Genomic DNA, 18,082 nt, shown 5'->3' with positions numbered 1-18,082 from the left:
ATGTGGAAAACAATTCTGAGACGTTTTTTGGTTATGATTCCGCAAATTATTATCTTGAGCTTTTTAGTCTTTGTTTTGGCTAAAATGATGCCTGGTGATCCCTTTAGTGGGCAAATTAATCCTAATACTGACCCTAAGCAGTTAGCTGCATTAAAGCAGGCTGCAGGATTAAATGATCCTATTCCCGTACAATATGGGCGTTGGGTAGGTAACTTGTTCCGTGGTGATTTAGGAACAAGTTACATTCAACATGTGCCAGTTGTTTCATTAATCACAGATCGGGCAATTAATACATTCTGGTTATCGTTACTTTCTACTATTATTACTTATGCAATTTCGATTCCAATGGGGATTACCGCTGGTCGACACCAAGATGAATGGCAAGATCAAGCTGTTGAAGTTTTTAATTATGTAACTTATGCCGTACCACCATTTGTCTTTTATATTTTAGCTATTTGGCTGTTTGGCTTTACTTTAGGTTGGTTCCCAATTTCAGGGTCAGTTGCTCCTAATGCTTCTGGTTTTTGGGGGACATTATTTAGTCAACTCTATCATATGATTTTACCTGCGATCTTGATGGCCGTTATTACGACAACAAGTATCGTCCAATATTTAAGAACAGGGATTGTCGATAATAAAGTCGAAGATTATGTTCGGACCGCTCACAGTAAGGGTGTTCCGGAAAACGTTGTCTTTAATAAACATATCTTGCGTAACTCCTTATTACCAATTGCATCTAACTTTGGTACGGTAATCACTGGTTTGCTTAGTGGATCAATGATCGTTGAATCAGTGTTTAGTTATCCGGGAATGGGAAAATTATTCTTGGATTCAATTTCACAACGTGACTATACGACGTTAACAGCATTAATTTTAATCTTTGGGATTTTAACTTTACTTGGTAACTTACTGTCAGATATTATCATGAGTATTGTTGACCCAAGAATTCGGATTAAGTAGGAAAGGAGCGAAGATAATGGCTAAAGAAAAATCACAAAAAGACCAAAACGTTTCGCGTCCAGTTCCAGCTTCTGGATTTAAAATTATAATGCATGAAATTGTTCATGATAAGGTCGCTTTTGTAGCATTAATTATTATTATTTTAATTTTATTGTTTACTTTTGGTGGGTCGATGTTTTTACACAAGTCACAAGTAACAGAAATTAACATTGTTGATGCTTACTATGGTTGGGGCCAAAACGGACATTTGCTTGGTACTGACGACGGTGGTCGTGATATTTTGAAGCTGCTGATGATGGGTGGTCGTAATTCAATTATGATTGGGGTTGCGGTAACCGCTGTCGTGGAAATAATCGGCTTATTAGTTGGTTTAGTGGCAGGTTATTATGGTGGTTTTATCGATTCTATTATCATGAGAATTGTTGACTTTATTCAGGTTTTACCTAAATGGCCAATTATGATTGTTTTAGTAACAGTTATTCCAAACTATAATGCCGTTAGTTTAGTTTGGATTATCTCAATGTTTGCGTGGCCAGCAACGGCACGTTATTTCCGTGCCTTTGTTTTATCTCAGCGTGAACGTGACTATGTTTTGGCTTCTAAAACTTCGGGATCGTCCGATTTGAAGATCATGTTTAGAGAAGTTTTACCTAATATTACATCGATGATCATTATTGATGTTGTTTTAGCAATTGCTGGTAATATTGGAGTTGAAACTACCTTATCATTCATCGGTTATGGTTTGCCAACAACAACGCCATCGCTAGGTACCTTAATTGGTTTTGCAAATGATCCAGTTAACGTTGTTAGTCGTCCATGGCTGTGGTTACCAGCTACTGTTTTATTGTTAATGATTTCATTGAGTGTTAACTATGTTGGTCGGGCATTACAACGTGCTGGGGATGCAAGACAACGAGAAAATTAGGCTAAGCAAAAGCTTTACTTTTAAAGTAAAGCTTTTTTTCTGGACTAAAATTCTAAGCGAGATATGAAATAAATATAATATTAAAATTAAAGTACGATAAAATAATCCGAAAAGCTATTTAGATATGCTAAAATCTATGTATTAACCTATTCCAATTACACGTAGATATAGAATAGAATGGTTAGGAGTAATTATTTTATGAAAAAGTCCAAAATACTTAGTTCAATTGGAGTTGTTACAGCAGCTGCATTAACCTTAGTAGCTTGTGGTAAAAGTAATAATGGCAGCAGCAATCAAAATGCAAATACGGCCAGTAAGTTTTCTGAATCAGTACCTAAGAAGGCTGCTAAACAAGGTGGCACTCTAAAAGTTGCTGTTAGAAGTGATACTCCTTTTACCGGAATTTTTTCGGATGAATTGTATACTGTTCAAACTGATGCTCAGGTTGCTGAACCTGGTGAAGAAGCTTTGTTTGATACAGATGATAATTTCAAGATTAATGATAAAGGTGCCGCAACCTTAAAGCTGAATGTTCAAGATAAAACGGCAACAATTACGGTTAAAAAGGGTGTTAAGTGGTCTGATGGCAAGCAGGTAACTGCTAAGGATTTAGAATATTCCTATGAAATTTTAGCTAACAAGAAGACCGCATCACAGCGTTACAGCAGCCAATTGGAAGATATTGAAGGCATGAAGGAATATCATAACGGTCAAGCCAAGACGATTTCTGGTATTGAAATGCCAGATGGTAAGAATGGTCGCCAAATTGTGCTGCATTTTAAACAAATGAAGCCGGGAATGTACAACAGTGGTAACGGCTACTTCTGGGAAACTGCAGCACCATATCATTATCTCAAGGATGTACCATTTGATAAATTGCAATCTTCAGATAAGATTAGAAAGCACCCACTATATTTTGGCCCGTTTAAATTGGCTAAGTTAGTCCGCGGCGAATCAGCAACTTGGGTGCCTAACAAGTATTATTGGCGTGGCACACCAAAGCTAGATAAAATTGTGATTTCAGTTCTTTCGTTTAATTCGACTTCACAATCGATTAAGGATCATAAGTTTGATGTCGTTAATGCAATCAATACTCAATGGGACCAGGTTAAAGATACCAAGGACGTAAATTTTGTTGCCCAAATTCCACTTCAATACAATTATCTTGGCTTTAAGGTCGGTAAGTGGGATGCCAAAAAGGACAAGAACGTGATGGATCCGAAGGCCGAGATGAATAATAAGGCTTTGCGGCAAGCAATTGGTTACGCAATGAACGTTGATGCTGTTGATAAGCGTTATACTGAGGGCTTGAGTTTCCGTGTACCAACTCTAATTCCTGAACAATTTGGCGATTACTTTGATAAAAATGCCAAAAGCTATTCTTATAACTTAAAGAAAGCTAATGAAATTTTAGATAAGGCTGGCTATAAGAAGAAAGGCAAGTGGCGTGTGCAACCTAATGGTAAGCCACTAGTTATCAATTACATGACTAGACAGGGTGATTCTGCTAAAGAACCAGTTCAGCAGAATTATATTCAACAATGGCATAAGATTGGTCTGAATGTTAAATTGCTTGGCGGTCGGTCAACTGAGTTCAATTCTTTTGAAGATAAGCTGCAACATGATGATCCAAGTGTTGATATGTTTGAAGCTGGTTGGGGTTTAGCTAGTGAGCCATCACCTAATAATCTGTATGGTGAAACTTCACCCATGAATTATTCACGATTTGTTACACCAGAAAATAACAAATTATTATCTGAAATTGACTCAACCAAGTCATTTAATCATAAGTATCGTGTCCAGAAATTCCATGAATGGCAAGAGTATATGAATGATCAAGCGTTCAGTATCCCTACTGATAATTCATACACGATTTATGCAATCAATGATAAAATTACCGGTTATTCATTAAAGCCTTCGCAAAATAGCAACGGACACCAATTATGGGGTCAAGTTGGTTTTATTAAGTAATTAAACATAATTTTCAAGAATTCTAAGAGTAAAATCTTAGGATTTTTTATTTTGAATAATTTTTAAGTTAAATATTTAAAAGTATTTTCTTATACTTTATTGCGTTTGATTATTCATTATTATATTGATTTTTTAATAAATCATGGTAATATTTATTTGATAACTTGTTTCAATATATTAGGAAAGTGTAGCTTGTTTATGAAAAAAACTAGATTTTTAAGCTCCATTGGAGTAGTAACTGCAGCTGCTTTAACTTTAGTAGCTTGTGGGAAGAGTAATAATGACAGTAATGAAAATGCAAAAACTGCTAGCAAGTTCCCTGAAGCAACACCAGTTAAAACTGCTAAACAAGGCGGTACATTAAAAATTGCTGAAGCAACTGATACACCATTTCCAGGTGTTTTTAGTCCAGAACTATCAATGAGTCAAATTGATACTGATATCATGAGCCCAGGTGATGAATGGCTGTTTGATACTGACGATCATTATAAGATTAATGATAAAGGTGCAGCAACTTTGAAGTTAGATCGTAAGGCTAACACTGCAACAATTACGGTTAAGAAGGGTGTTAAATGGTCTGATGGTAAGCAAGTAACTGCTAAAGATATTGAATACGCCTATGAAATAATTGCTAATAAGGATACACAATCACAAAGATATTCTAGTCAATTTAATATTATTAAAGGTATGAAAGAATATCACGAGGGCAAGGCCAAGACTATTTCAGGGATTGAGATGCCCGATGGTGAAAATGGCCGTGTAGCTGTAATTCATTGTACTGAGTTGAAGCCGGGTATGACTAACAGTGGTAACGGTTATCTATGGGAAGATGCGGCTCCATATCATTACTTAAAGAATATTCCATTTAAGAAGTTACAATCATCTGACCGAATTCGTAAACATCCAATCTTCTTTGGCCCATTTAAATTAGGTAAATTAGTTAGAGGTCAATCAGTTACTTGGGTACCTAATAAATATTATTGGCGTGGTAAACCAAAACTAGATAAGATTATTTACCAAGTGGTAGCACCTACTTCAGTTTCACAATCAATTAAAAGTCACAAGTTTGATGTTGCCGAAGTTGTTAACGACCAATGGAATCAAGTTAAAGACACAAAGGGTGTTAACTTCGTTGCTAAAATTCCGCTAGCATACTATTACTTAGCCTTTAAGGTTGGTAAATGGGATGCCAAGAAAGCTAAAAATGTTATGGATCCAAAGGCAAAGATGAATAATAAATCTTTGCGGCAGGCAATGGCTTATGCCATGAATACCGATGCTGTTTATAAGCATTATACGCATGGCTTGAGTTTCCAAGTGCCAACTTTAATTCCGGCACAATTTGGCGATTATTTTGATAAAAGTGTTAAAGGCTATACCTATAATCTTAAAAAGGCCAATCAAATTTTGGATAAGGCTGGCTATAAGAAGAAAGGTAAGTGGCGTGTGCAACCTAATGGTAAGCCATTAACAATTCATTTCTTGGCAATGTCTGGTAAGGCAACACAAGGACCAATTATGCAAAATTATATTCAGCAATGGAATAAGATTGGCCTGAACGTTAAACTAGTTGGCGGTCGACTGACAGAATTTAATTCCTTCTATGATAAGGTACAACATGATGCTCCTGGAGTTGATATGTTCATGGCTGGTTGGACAATGTCCTCTGAACCATCACAACAACAACTTTATAGTGAAGGTACTATGTCCAACTATTCCAGATTTGTGACGCCAGAAAATAATAAGTTGCTGGACGAGATGGATTCGCAAAAAGCCTTCAACCATAAGTATCGGGTACAGAAGTTCCACGAATGGCAAAAGTACATGAATGATGAAGCTTATGTAGTACCTACATACAACTATTATTCAATTAATGCGATTAATAACAAGATTACGGGTTACTCTAATAAACCATCACAAGATAATAACGGTTATCCTCTATGGTATAAAGTTGCCTACGCTAAGTAAGTTAAATCTAGTTAACCAAAATCCTAAGATTAAGTTCTTAGGATTTTTTGCTTTTATAAATATATTATGAGAATAATATGAATAAAATTATTGATTTTTTAACTTTTAATGTTATGATTTAATCATTAACAAATTACCAATTATGTTAAAAAAAGAGGGTTAACTTATTTATGAAAAAAATTAAATTTTTGAGTTCTGTTGGCGTAGTTACAGCAGCTGCTTTAACCTTAGTAGCTTGTGGTAAAAGTAATAATAGTAATGATGCTAAGACTGCTAGTAGGTTCCCAGTAGAAACACCTGCTAAAGCCGTTAAGCAGGGTGGTACAATTAAAGTTGCCGAAGAAACAGATACCCCCTTTACGGGTGTCTTTAGTGAAGAATTACAGATGGATCAGACTGATGCGGATATTTATTCTCCAGGTCAAGAAGGTTTATTTTATGTCGATAATAACTATAAGATTAATGATAAAGGACCAGCAACTTTACGATTAAATCATAAAACCAAAACCGCGACGATTACGATTAAAAAAGGAGTTAAGTGGTCTGATGGTAAGCAGGTAACTGCAAAAGATATTGAATACGCTTATGAAATAATTGCTAATAAAGCCACACAGTCACAACGGTATACTCGACAACTTAATATTATTAAGGGTATGGCAGCATATCATGCAGGTAAAGCCAAGACAATTTCAGGAATTGAAATGCCAGATGGTGAAGATGGCCGAACAGTTGTGATTCATTGTGCTGAGCTAAAGCCGGGGATGCTCTATACTGGTAACGGTTATCTATGGGAAGCTGCTGCACCATATCATTATTTAAAGAATGTGCCTTTTAAGAAAATCGAGTCATCTGACCAAATTAGAAAGAATCCAATGTTCTTTGGTCCTTATAAAGTACAAAAAATTGTCCGTGGTCAGTCGGTTACTTGGGTACCAAATAAATATTATTGGCGTGGTAAACCAAAATTAGATAGGGTTATTTATCAAGTTGTTTCCACAAATTCTGCTTCACAAGCAATTAAGAGTCATAAATTTGATATTGCGCGTGTGGTTAACAATCAATGGAAGCAGGTTAAAGATACTAAGGGCGTTAACTTTATTGCTAAAATTCCACTATCATACTATTATTTAGCATTTAAAGTTGGTAAATGGGATGCCAAGAAAGCTAAAAATGTTATGAATCCAAAGGCAAAGATGAATAATAAATCTTTGCGGCAAGCAATGGCTTATGCCATGAATACCGATGCAGTTTATAAGCACTATACTGATGGCTTAAGTTTCCAAGTGCCAACTCTAATTCCAGCACAATTTGGCGATTACTTTGATAAGAGTGCTAAAGGCTATACCTATAATCTTAAAAAAGCCAACCAACTTTTGGACCAAGCAAACTATAAGAAGAAAGGTAAGTGGCGTGTGCAACCTAATGGTAAGCCATTAACGATTCATCTCTTGGCTATGTCAGGAAACCCAATTCAAGAACCAGTTATGCAAAATTATATTCAGCAATGGAATAAGATTGGTCTGAACGTTAAACTAGTTGGCGGTCGACTGACAGAATTTAATTCCTTCTATGATAAGATTCAGCATGATGATCCAAGTATCGATATCTTTATTGCTGGTTGGGGCTTGCCTGATGAGCCTTCACAGCAACAAATGTATGGTGAAGGGACCATGTCCAACTATTCTAGATTTGTGACGCCAGAAAATAATAAGTTGCTGGACGAGATGGATTCACAAAAGGCCTTCAACCATAAGTATCGGGTACAGAAGTTCCACGAATGGCAAAAGTACATGAATGAAGAAGCCTATGTTGTTCCAACTTATAATTCATATCAAATTGATGCTGTTAATGATAAGATTACCGGCTTTTCAGATAAGCCATCTGATAATTATCATTATGATCATCACGATTGGTTTAAGATTGGTTATGCTAAATAATCTATATTAAATTAATGCAGTAAATAAAAATCACTTAGTTAAATTTAACTAGGTGATTTTTTATTTTAAGAATAACTTATTATGTGTAATGGCTTTCTTTTGCATTTTGTCTTATAAAAACTGGTATAATCAAGGGATAAAGGGGGTTGAAAAGATGGTTAGTACAAAATTTATTAATCAATTAAATGATAAATATAAAATTAAATTTAATAACCCAAAATTATTGGAAGAAGCTTTTACGCATTCTTCTTATGCGAATGAGCATCCTCATGGTACTCGCGATTATGAAAAGCTAGAATTTTTGGGTGATGCAGTATTAGAGCTGGCAATTTCTGATTACTTGTACCGGCATTTTTCTGAATTAAATGAAGGCGAATTGACGCGAATGCGTTCAAATATCGTTGATACTGATGGCTTTGCTGAATTTGCTCAAAAATTTGGTTTTCCTGCTGAAATTAATTTAGGTCATGGTGAAGAAAAAGCCGGTGCGCGTTCACGCAAAACACTGCTTGAAGATGTGTTTGAAGCTTTTAATGGTGCGCTTTTTCTTGATCAGGGCATGAATGCAGTTGAACATTTTCTTCATTTAACTGTTTATCCGTTGATTGATGCAGGGAAGTTCGATGCTTCACGCGATTATAAGACAGATTTACAGGAATTTTTGCAGCAAGATGGACCAGTTAAGATTGCGTATGAAGTAATCAAGGAGGAGCAACTGCCCTCGCGGTTTATAGTTCAATTAAAAGTCAATGGTAAAGTTGTATCACAGGGTACAGGTCACAATAAAAAAGCAGCTGAACAGGAAGCTGCCAAGGCCGCTTTAGCTAAGAAAGGCTAGGAGGTAAGTGGGTGGCATTAAAAGAATTAATAATTGACGGCTTTAAGTCTTTTGCTGAAAAAACTAAGATTGAATTTAATTCTGGAATTACTGGAATTGTTGGTCCCAATGGTAGCGGTAAAAGTAATATTACTGAAGCAATTCGCTGGGTAATGGGTGAGTCACGGGCTAAGTCGTTGCGCGGCTCAAATATGAAAGATGTTATTTTTGCTGGGAGTGAGTTCCGTCAAGCTACTAATCACGCAGAAGTTACATTAGTGTTTGATAATCAGCAGCGAGAGCTTAATTTGGATGATGATCAGGTGGTTGTTACACGGCGAATTTTGCGTTCAGGTGATAATGAGTATCTGATTAATCGGCGTGCAGTCAGACAGCGTGATGTTCGTGCACTGTTTTTAGATTCTGGAATTTCGCAAGATAGTCTTGCAATTATTTCGCAGGGACGTGTCGATCAGATTTTGAATTCGCGCCCAGAAGCGCGGCGAGTATTGTTTGAAGAAGCAGCCGGTGTCCTGCATTTTAAAAAGCAAAAAGAGACAGCTAGTCTACAGCTAGAGCAGACAACTGATAACCTAGTAAGAATTAATGACTTAGTTAAGGAATTAGAGCAACGCATTGAACCATTGCATGAGCAGAGTTCACTTGCTAAGGAATATCAATTTCAAAAACAAGGTCTAGACCAGAAGTTAAAAGTTTTATTAGCTTTTGAAATTGAGGATTTGAATAAGCAAAAAGCTCAGGTTCAGCAAAAAGCTGATGAAAATCAAGTTCTTTTGTCAAAGCTTGATCGCGAGGTAAAGGAATCACAAAAAGCTGTAGTCACTAAACGCGATGAATCTAAGCGAATGAGCAACCAGCGCGAACACATTCAGGCCGACTTACTGGCTTTGACAAAGAAACTTTCTGAAATAAACACTAATTTACAGGTTGCCGAGCAGAGTAAACAATATAGTGCAGCAACTAAAAAAGAATATCAGGCAGAATTAACTACTGTAAAGAAGCAGCTTGAGCAGCTTCAGGTTAATAATGCTACTCTGGTTAAGCAGGAAGCTGAATTAACAGCTAAGCAGAAGCAGCTGCAAAGTAAGCGTGATAAGTTAACTGTCAAGCTGAATGAAAATCCAGCAGCTTTAAATGAGCAACTTGATAATTTACGAACAGATTACATTCAATTATTACAGGATCAAACGTCTAATAATAATGAAATTGTATACCTTAATTCAGAATTAAAGCGAACACAGGACGATCGTAGTTATCAAAATACTGATGTTGCAGGTGAATTAGCAAAGGCAACAGCCGAATTAACCAAGTTAGGTAAAACTGGGCAAACCATTAAAGCTAAACGAACCAAGAAGCAAGATTTGATTACTGGTTTAACTGCTAAGCTGGCTGATAAGCAGAAGCAGCTTGCTGATTTACGCCAGATTATCAATGAAAGTAATCGGCGACTTAATCAGGTAAGTGCCCGCTATGAAGCCTTGGAAAATATTCGTAAACGTCATGAAGGCTACTATTATGGTGTACGCAACGTATTAAATAATCTTAGTAATTATCCCGGGGTAATTGGTGCTGTTGGTGAATTATTATCTTTTCCTGTAGAACTAGAAGCAGCAATGACAACAGCGCTTGGCGGCGGCGTTCAAGATTTGGTGACTACAAGTAGAGCAAGTGCACGAGATGCCATTAACCAGTTAAAGCATAATCATGCTGGTCGTGCGACCTTTCTGCCGTTAGATGGTTTGCACCAATATACGATACCACAGTCAACTGTTCGCAGTTTACAGTCGTTTACGGGTTTTAAAGGAATTGCCAGTGAGCTAGTAGAGAGTTCGATTGCCGAAGATATTAGTGCAGCAATTAATTATCTGCTCGGTAGTACAGTTATTGTCGATACTATCGATCATGCGCTGCAAATTTCGCAACGAATTAGTCGCTACCGAATTGTAACTCTTGATGGTGATATTATTTCACCTGGTGGATCAATGACTGGTGGTATGCGCAACCAAAAAAACAATTCACCATTGCAGACAACTGCAGAATTAGCCAAGCTAAAGGAGCAAATTAAGCAGTTGCAAACGACATTGACTGCAGATCAAGCTAGTTTAGCTCAATTGGTAACCCAAGAAGATCAAGTTACGCAGCAATTAACTACCTACAAGCAGCAACTAGAAGAAGCAAACCGTAATTTGAGTGAAGCTGTAATTTCTTATCAAAATCAAGAAAAGGAAGTCAAACGATTAAAGGCTGCTAATCAATTGTTTGAATCACGCAAAAAAGAACGTGCTGCAGAATTAGCAACGGTAAAGGGAAAGATTACCCAAGCTCAGCAGCAAAAGCAGCAGTTAGTGCAGCAAATTGCTGACCAAAAAGCACAAATTAGTCAGCTGCAAGAGCGAATTGATAATTTTACAGCACTAAATCAGCAGGTGCAGGATGATTTAGCTGAGCTTGATCCACAAATTGCGGTTTATACAAATAAATTAGAGAATTTGGTAGTTAAGCAAAAGGATCAGGCAAAAGAGTTAACTGCAAAACAGCAGCAAATTAAGACCTTGACTGACAAGTTAGCAGAACTAGCGCATAGCGGCGAACTTGACCAACAGAAAAAGCAGCAATTACATCAAGAAAGTGCGGTTGGTGTGCAGCAAAAGGCTACACTAGAAAAACAATTAAATGATCTGAGTGCAAAATTAGGTCAATTTGATGCTCAGATTAATCAGCTTGATCAAGTGGCAAGTCGTAATTATGATTTACGTAAAGATGCGGCTACTGAACAAGAGGGTTTGTCAGTTCAATTAGCCCAATTTACCAGTAAGATTGATCAGCGGCTAAAAACTTTAAGTAGTGATTATTCGTTAACTTTTGAAGCAGCATTAGCCCAAGCAACTGGTGAAAATAATGCAGCTACTCGTCAAAAAATGCAGAAAGAAGTTAAACTACACCGGATGTCGCTTGAGGATATTGGACCCGTCAATTTGAAAGCCATTACGGAATACGAAGATGTTAAGCAGCGGTACGATTTTCTAAATAATCAACAAAATGACCTATTAGAGGCCCGGGATAATTTACGTAAATCAATGAATGAATTAGATCAAGAAGTAGGTAGTCGCTTCAATAAAACTTTTTCAGCTGTTGCACAAAGCTTCAAGGATTTGTTCCCGGTCGTGTTCGGCGGTGGTAATGCTAAGTTGGTGCTAACTGATCCTGATGATATGTTAACAACAGGTGTGGAGATTATTGCCCAACCGCCTGGCAAAAAATTGCAGCGGTTGAGTTTATTATCAGGTGGCGAACGTGCTTTGACAGCAATCACGTTGCTATTTGCAATGTTAAAAGTCAAGCCAGTGCCATTTTGTGTATTAGATGAGGTAGAAGCCGCACTTGATGATGCCAATGTTACGCGTTTTGCCCAATTTTTAGAAAAATATGATCTGCACACCCAATTCATTGTGATAACGCATCGTCGTGGAACAATGGAACATGCTGACCAGCTGTATGGGGTTGTGATGCAAGAATCCGGTGTTTCCCAGGTCTTTTCGGTATCATTAAAAGAATTAAAAGATGAGGTGAACTAAAAGTGGGATTATTTGATAAAATCAAGAAGTCACTTTTTGGTAATAAAGAAAAAGAAACTGAAGTAGAGTCGAAAACAGAGTTAGAAAAGCAGGATGAAATTGTTAACTCTGAACTAGGATCTAATGTAGACTCTGATCGCCAAGAAAATGTTGAAAGTGAAGCTGAAAAGCCAGTAGAGTCGGCTGTATCCGAGAGCGAAAGTACTCCTGAAAAAGAATCTGAATCAACTTCTGTAAGTCAAACGCTGTCTGCTGCAGTAAGTGAATCAACTGTGGCAAGTACATCCGCAGTAGAAGAAGCGACAACAGAAACTCAAGTTGAACCTCAGAAAGAAGTAGAGTCAAAATCCGAAACTCAGGAACAAGAAGAAAAAGATCAAACCGCATTATATGAAAAGGGCCTTGCTAAGACTAATAAGGGCTTTGGTGCGCGTTTAAATCAATTCTTTGCTCAATTTCGGTCAGTAGACGAAGATTTTTTTGATGATTTAGAAGAATTATTGATTGAATCAGATGTTGGCTTTGAAACGGCTGAGGAATTAACGACAGAATTAAAAGATGAAGCGAAGTTGCAAAAGGCTAAATCCCATGATGATTTGAAGAAATTAATTGTGGAAAAATTGGTTGATCTCTATGATAAAAATGGCGATGCTGAAAATGAAAAATTGCGTTATCATGATAATGGACAACCGAATATTTATCTTTTTGTTGGAGTTAATGGTGCTGGCAAGACAACCACGATTGGTAAGTTGGCAAAACGCTTCAAAGATCAAGGTAAGTCGGTTTTATTGGCAGCCGCTGATACATTTAGAGCAGGTGCTGTTGAACAGCTGGTTGAATGGGGCAAGCGTGTTGGCGTGCCGGTAGTAACAGGCAAAGATCAAGCGGACCCGGCATCAGTTGTGTATGATGCAACCGCAAGAGCAATTGCGGAACACGTCGACTATTTATTAGTTGACACTGCTGGTCGTTTGCAAAATAAGAAAAACTTAATGAGTGAACTCGAAAAAATTGAGCGAATTATTAAGAAGCAAGCTCCTGCAGAACCAACAGAAACTTTATTAGTATTAGATGGTTCAACAGGGCAGAATGCTTTGTTGCAGGCGAAAGATTTTGATAAAACAACTAAATTAACAGGCTTAGTTCTAACCAAATTAGATGGTTCGTCAAAAGGTGGCGTGGTCTTAGCAATTCGCAACGAAATGAAACTACCGGTAAAATTAGTAGGTCTGGGCGAGAAGCCTGAAGATCTTGCTGACTTTGATGCAGCAAATTATGCTGTTGGACTTTTCCATGATTTGGTATAATAATAAAAACAAAAGGAGAAAATTATGAAAGAATATAGTGCATGTACAACCATTTTGGTTGGTAAAAATGCTTCAATTGACGGCTCAACAATGATTGCCCGCAACGATGACACTTTCCGGCCGATTACGCCGCAAAAGTTTATTATTCATCCTGCTGCTCATGGTGAAAAAGGACGCAAGATTAAATCTTGGTTGAATAAATTTACCTTGGACCTGCCTGAGGATGCGCAGGCGGTACCAGCTGTTCCTAATGTTGACTACCAACACCGCGGCTATTATGATGAGAGTGGTATTAATCAAGAAAATGTTGCTATGTCTTGTACTGAGTCAACTTATGGTAATGAACGTGCTTTGGCCTTTGACCCATTAGTTAAAGATGGTTTAGACGAAGACTGTATGCAATCAGTTGTTTTGCCATACATTCATTCTGCTAAACATGGGGTTGAATATTTAGGTAAATTAATTGCCAAGTATGGTTCACCTGCTGGTAATTCAGTTCTGTTCAGTGACCAAGATGAAGTTTGGTACATGGAAATTGTTACTGGTCACCACTGGGTCGCACAAAGAATACCAGATGATGCTTATGCAATTGCAGCTAACCGGGTTTCGATTGAACAAGTTGATTTTGATGACCCAGATAACTTTATGTGGAGCGAAGGCATTCAAGAATTTGTGACCGCGCATCACTTAAATACAGATCATGAGGGCTGGAACTTCCGGCACATCTTTGGTACTTACACAGAGCAAGACCGCCATTACAATACTAATCGAGTTTGGTATGGTCAAAAGTACTTTAATCCCGAAATTGAGCAAGATCCAACTAATGGTGACTTGCCATTTATCCGCCGGGCAGCCAAGAAGATTACACGTGAAGATATCGAATTTGTATTAGGCAGTCATTATCAAGACACCCCTTATGATCCATTTGGCAAGGGTACTGAAGAAGAAAAGCATCGTTTTCGTCCAATTGGCTTGAACAGAACGCAAAATTCACATATTTTACAAATTAGAAATGATGTTGACCACGACAAGGCCGCAATCATGTGGTTATGTATTGGTGGGCCGACCTTTACACCATTTGTTCCGTTCTTTGCGAATATGAACGACACAGACCCTTCATATAGCGATACTTCAATGGATTACAACATGAACGACGCTTGGTGGTATTACAAGTCATTAGCAGCAATCGTTGAAAGTCATTATCCGCAATTTGTGCAATTAGATACTGACTACTTGAAGGATTTAAACCAGTACTTCCGTCGTCGCGTTGAAGATGTTATTGCTGGCGCTGAAGGTAAAAATGGCAATAAACTGACAGATTACTTGACTAAGGCAAACCAAGAAACGGTTGCTTATACTCGCAAACAATCAGAAAAATTGTGGGGTCAGATGATGATCGATTCAATTAACATGTCGAAGTTGACCTTTAATATGGATGAAAATTTATAGTAAATAAAAAGGCTTAACCGTGCTGGTTAAGCCTTTTTTGTTTAGTTAAAAGTTATTGCTTATTCATTGCAGAATGGTGCATGCCGTAGAGGTAATAAATGATGATACCGACTATTGTCCAAACTAGCATGTACTCCTTGGCTTGACTATCGAGGCCTAAGAAAACTGCAAAGGATCCTAAGAATGCAAGAAACGGCAAAACTGGATAAAGCGGCATTTTAAATGCAGGATCAGAAATGTCGTGACCTTCGCGTGGTCGTAAACGATAAATACCAATTGAAACAAACATAAAGGCAATTAATGTCCCCGCAGATACTAACTGAGTTAAAAAGGCGAATGGAATAAAAGCAGAAATAATAATGGAAATAATTGCTACTGTCCATAATGCTGTTGCTGGGCGGTGGTCTTGATTAAGCTTGCCCAGTTTCTTTGGCAACATGCCATCACGACCAAAAGAATAGACTAGCCGTGAACTTGCCATACATAAGCCAATTAAGGCGGTAAACATACCCAAGACTGCTACGGATTGAACAATAATTGCGACGCCGCCGTGACCGGTTTGGCGTAAAGCATAACCAACAGGCTCGGCAGAGTTAAGATATTGATGGTAGGGAACCATGCCGACAAGTACTAAACTCACTGCTACAAACAAGACAACGGCAATTAATAATGAGCCAATAATTCCGCGAGGCATGGTCTTTTGCGGGTTAATTGCTTCAGCAGAGTTAGAGGCGATTGTATCAAAGCCCAAGAAAGAAATATAAATCATTGAAACACCGGCATAAATTCCCTGCCAGCCGCCAAAAGGACCGTTGGCAGTTGCTCGATAATGCGGGATGAACGGCACGAAATTAGCAGCTTTAATTGCTGTTAAACCGACAACAACAAAAAGTACGATTGCTAGAACCTTAACAACAACTAAGATATTTTCAACGCGGGATGCTTTGGATACACCAAAACTAACCAAAATTGCGGCCAGCATAATAGCAATTAGAGCTACCAGATCAACTACACCGCCGTTAACACCTAGTGGGTTGGCTAAGGCTGCCGGCAACTTCCAGCCTAAGGGAGCAATTAGTGCCCGCAAGTTAGCTGACAAGCCTGAACTAACAAAGGCCATACCAATTAAATATTCGGCTAATAGGGCCCAGCCGGAAATCCAGCCCCAAAATTCACCAAAGACGACATTAATCCATGAATAGACCGAACCGGCAAAAGGCATTGCTGCTGCCATTTCGGCATAAGCAAATGCCACTAGACCAGCAACGATTGAGGCAATAACACAAGAGATAGCAACTGCTGGTCCTGTGTGCAGTGCTGCCACTTCTCCCGGAAGAGTGAAGATTGAAGTGGAAACGATTGTTCCAACGCCAAGAGCCAAAAAATCGCGGACTTTTAAGGTCCGTACCAAATGACCATCTTTTTCTTGATAAATATTAGGGTCTTCTTTGCGATTCATTGTTTGCCAAAGCTTCAAATAAATTACCTCCATAAAATAATGATTTTTTGATAATTAAATTAAATAATAATTAATAATAATGCAAAAGATTTTAATCGTCAAATTTAACAAAGTAAAAACGCAGCTAAGTCGTCTAGCTGCGTTTTTTAAAAGTTGAAAATATCAAAGTTAATTTTTCTGGTTCATTACTGAATGTTTTAATCCATAAGAGAAATAAATAATTAATCCAATGACAAACCAAATAATTGCGTAAATTTTAGCCTGTGTATCGAGTCCCATAAAGACAATGAGTGATCCCAAAAATCCTAAGAATGGCAGTACAGGATACCAGGGCATTTTAAATGCGGGTTTAGCAATATCAGCGCCTTCACGTGGTCTTAAGCGATAAATACCTAGGGAAACAAACATGAAAGCAATCAGTGTGCCAGCTGAAACTAGCTGTGTTAGGAATGAAAATGGTAAAAAGGCACTAATTAAAATTGCCACGACAGTAATTGTCCATAGGGCATTGTTAGGTCTTTTATCACTATTTAATTTACCTAATTTTTTGGGTAGCATGCCGTCGCGGCCAAAGGAGTAGACTAATCTTGAACTTGACATGCAGAGACCAATTAGCGCGGTAAACATACCGAAAACAGCAATTGTTTGCACGATTGTAGCGATTGTCCCGCGACCGATTGACCGCAGAGCAAGACCAACTGGTTCTGCAGAACCGAGATATTTCTGGTAAGGGACAACGCCAATTAGCACCAGACTAACGGCAACAAATAAGACAACGGCAATTAATAGTGAACCGACAATTCCGCGGGGCATGGTTTTTTCTGGGTTTTTGGCTTCGGCAGAATTAGCCGCGATTGCATCAAAGCCTAGATATGATACGAAGATCATGGACACACCGGCATAAATTCCCTGCCAGCCGCCAAAAGGACCGTTGGCAGTTGCTCGATAATGCGGAATAAATGGAATGAAGTTAGCCTTTTTAATTGCGGTCATACCAACAATAACAAAGAGTAAGATTGCCAAGACCTTCAGGGCAACAAGGGCATTCTCAACTCGAGATGCCTCAGATACCCCGTGACTAATCAACAGGGAAACTAAAAAGATCGAGACAATTGAAATGAGATCGATAACTCCGCCATGAACACCAAAGGGATTGGCTAAAGCAGCCGGCAACTTTAAGCCTAAGGGAGCAATAAGGGCACGAAAATTGGCCGAAATCCCCGAACCGATAAATGACATGGCGATAAAATATTCCGCTAAAAGTGCCCAACCGGCAATCCAACCCCACACTTCGCCAAAGACAACATTAATCCAAGAATATGCGGAACCAGCAAAAGGCATAGCTGCTGCCATTTCCGCATAAGCAAAAGAAACAATGCCGGCAACAATGGCTGCTAAGACACAAGAAATGGCGACAGCTGGCCCTGTATGCAGTGCCGCTACTTCCCCAGGTAAAGTAAAGATGGAGGTAGAAACGATAGTTCCGACACCAAGTGCCAAAAAGTCTTTTACAGTAAGCGAGCGAACTAGCTGGCCATCTTTTTGTTCATAGACCCGCGGGTCTTCCTTACGATTAATTTTTTTCCATAAATTCACTTTTTATTCTCCTTAGAATTTTTAGAATCAATATAAAGAAGCTTACACAAATGCTTCTAACTGTGCAAGTTTAATTATCATAAGAAAACGGTCAGAT

General features: G+C 38.2%; 11 protein-coding genes. 9 read left to right on the top strand and 2 right to left on the bottom strand.

Annotation, left to right across the window (positions count from 1 at the left end; translation table 11 throughout):
- From opp4B to OZY43_RS05005, 9 genes are all read left to right on the top strand, one after another.
- The gene (opp4B, locus tag OZY43_RS05045; protein ID WP_277163984.1) at positions 1–960 is read left to right on the top strand and encodes an oligopeptide ABC transporter permease; all 960 of its coding nucleotides are present in this window, start codon (positions 1–3) and stop codon (positions 958–960) included.
- Between the two features lie 16 nt (positions 961–976).
- Positions 977–1,885 carry an ABC transporter permease gene (locus tag OZY43_RS05040; protein ID WP_277163983.1) on the top strand — a complete coding sequence of 303 codons (909 nt, stop codon included), beginning with the start codon at positions 977–979 and terminating at the stop codon, positions 1,883–1,885.
- Between the two features lie 198 nt (positions 1,886–2,083).
- Positions 2,084–3,856 carry an oligopeptide ABC transporter substrate-binding protein gene (locus OZY43_RS05035; protein ID WP_277163982.1) on the top strand — a complete coding sequence of 591 codons (1,773 nt, stop codon included), beginning with the start codon at positions 2,084–2,086 and terminating at the stop codon, positions 3,854–3,856.
- Positions 3,857–4,054: 198 nt separating this feature from the next.
- The gene (locus OZY43_RS05030) at positions 4,055–5,824 is read left to right on the top strand and encodes an oligopeptide ABC transporter substrate-binding protein (RefSeq protein WP_277163981.1); all 1,770 of its coding nucleotides are present in this window, start codon (positions 4,055–4,057) and stop codon (positions 5,822–5,824) included.
- A 170-nt stretch (positions 5,825–5,994) separates the two neighbouring features.
- A complete protein-coding gene (locus tag OZY43_RS05025) occupies positions 5,995–7,761 on the top strand; it encodes an oligopeptide ABC transporter substrate-binding protein (RefSeq protein ID WP_277163980.1) in 1,767 nt (588 codons plus the stop codon).
- A 154-nt stretch (positions 7,762–7,915) separates the two neighbouring features.
- Complete coding sequence (gene rnc / locus OZY43_RS05020; RefSeq protein ID WP_277163979.1) at positions 7,916–8,599, top strand: ribonuclease III; 684 nt, start codon at positions 7,916–7,918, stop codon at positions 8,597–8,599.
- A gap of 11 nt (positions 8,600–8,610) precedes the next feature.
- Complete coding sequence (gene smc / locus OZY43_RS05015) at positions 8,611–12,174, top strand: chromosome segregation protein SMC (RefSeq protein WP_277163978.1); 3,564 nt, start codon at positions 8,611–8,613, stop codon at positions 12,172–12,174.
- Positions 12,175–12,176: 2 nt separating this feature from the next.
- Positions 12,177–13,481: a signal recognition particle-docking protein FtsY gene (gene ftsY / locus OZY43_RS05010; RefSeq protein ID WP_277163977.1), complete on the top strand. Its 1,305-nt coding sequence runs from the start codon at positions 12,177–12,179 to the stop codon at positions 13,479–13,481.
- Between the two features lie 24 nt (positions 13,482–13,505).
- Positions 13,506–14,930 carry a C69 family dipeptidase gene (locus OZY43_RS05005; RefSeq protein ID WP_277163976.1) on the top strand — a complete coding sequence of 475 codons (1,425 nt, stop codon included), beginning with the start codon at positions 13,506–13,508 and terminating at the stop codon, positions 14,928–14,930.
- 52 nt (positions 14,931–14,982) lie between these two features.
- Here OZY43_RS05005 and OZY43_RS05000 read toward each other — a convergent pair whose 3' ends face one another.
- Together OZY43_RS05000 and OZY43_RS04995 are read right to left on the bottom strand one after the other, a co-directional pair.
- Positions 14,983–16,407 (bottom strand): amino acid permease, encoded by a 1,425-nt coding sequence (locus tag OZY43_RS05000; RefSeq protein WP_277163975.1) that lies wholly within the window; start codon positions 16,405–16,407, stop codon positions 14,983–14,985.
- Between the two features lie 150 nt (positions 16,408–16,557).
- Positions 16,558–17,985, bottom strand: a complete 1,428-nt coding sequence (locus OZY43_RS04995; protein WP_277163974.1) for an amino acid permease — start codon at positions 17,983–17,985, stop codon at positions 16,558–16,560.
- Positions 17,986–18,082 lie beyond the last annotated feature (97 nt).

The sequence above is a fragment of the Lactobacillus sp. ESL0785 genome (assembly GCF_029395455.1).
Taxonomy (GTDB): domain Bacteria; phylum Bacillota; class Bacilli; order Lactobacillales; family Lactobacillaceae; genus Lactobacillus.
Note: the sequence above shows the minus strand (reverse complement) of the source record. Positions and strands in the feature narration are given on the sequence as shown.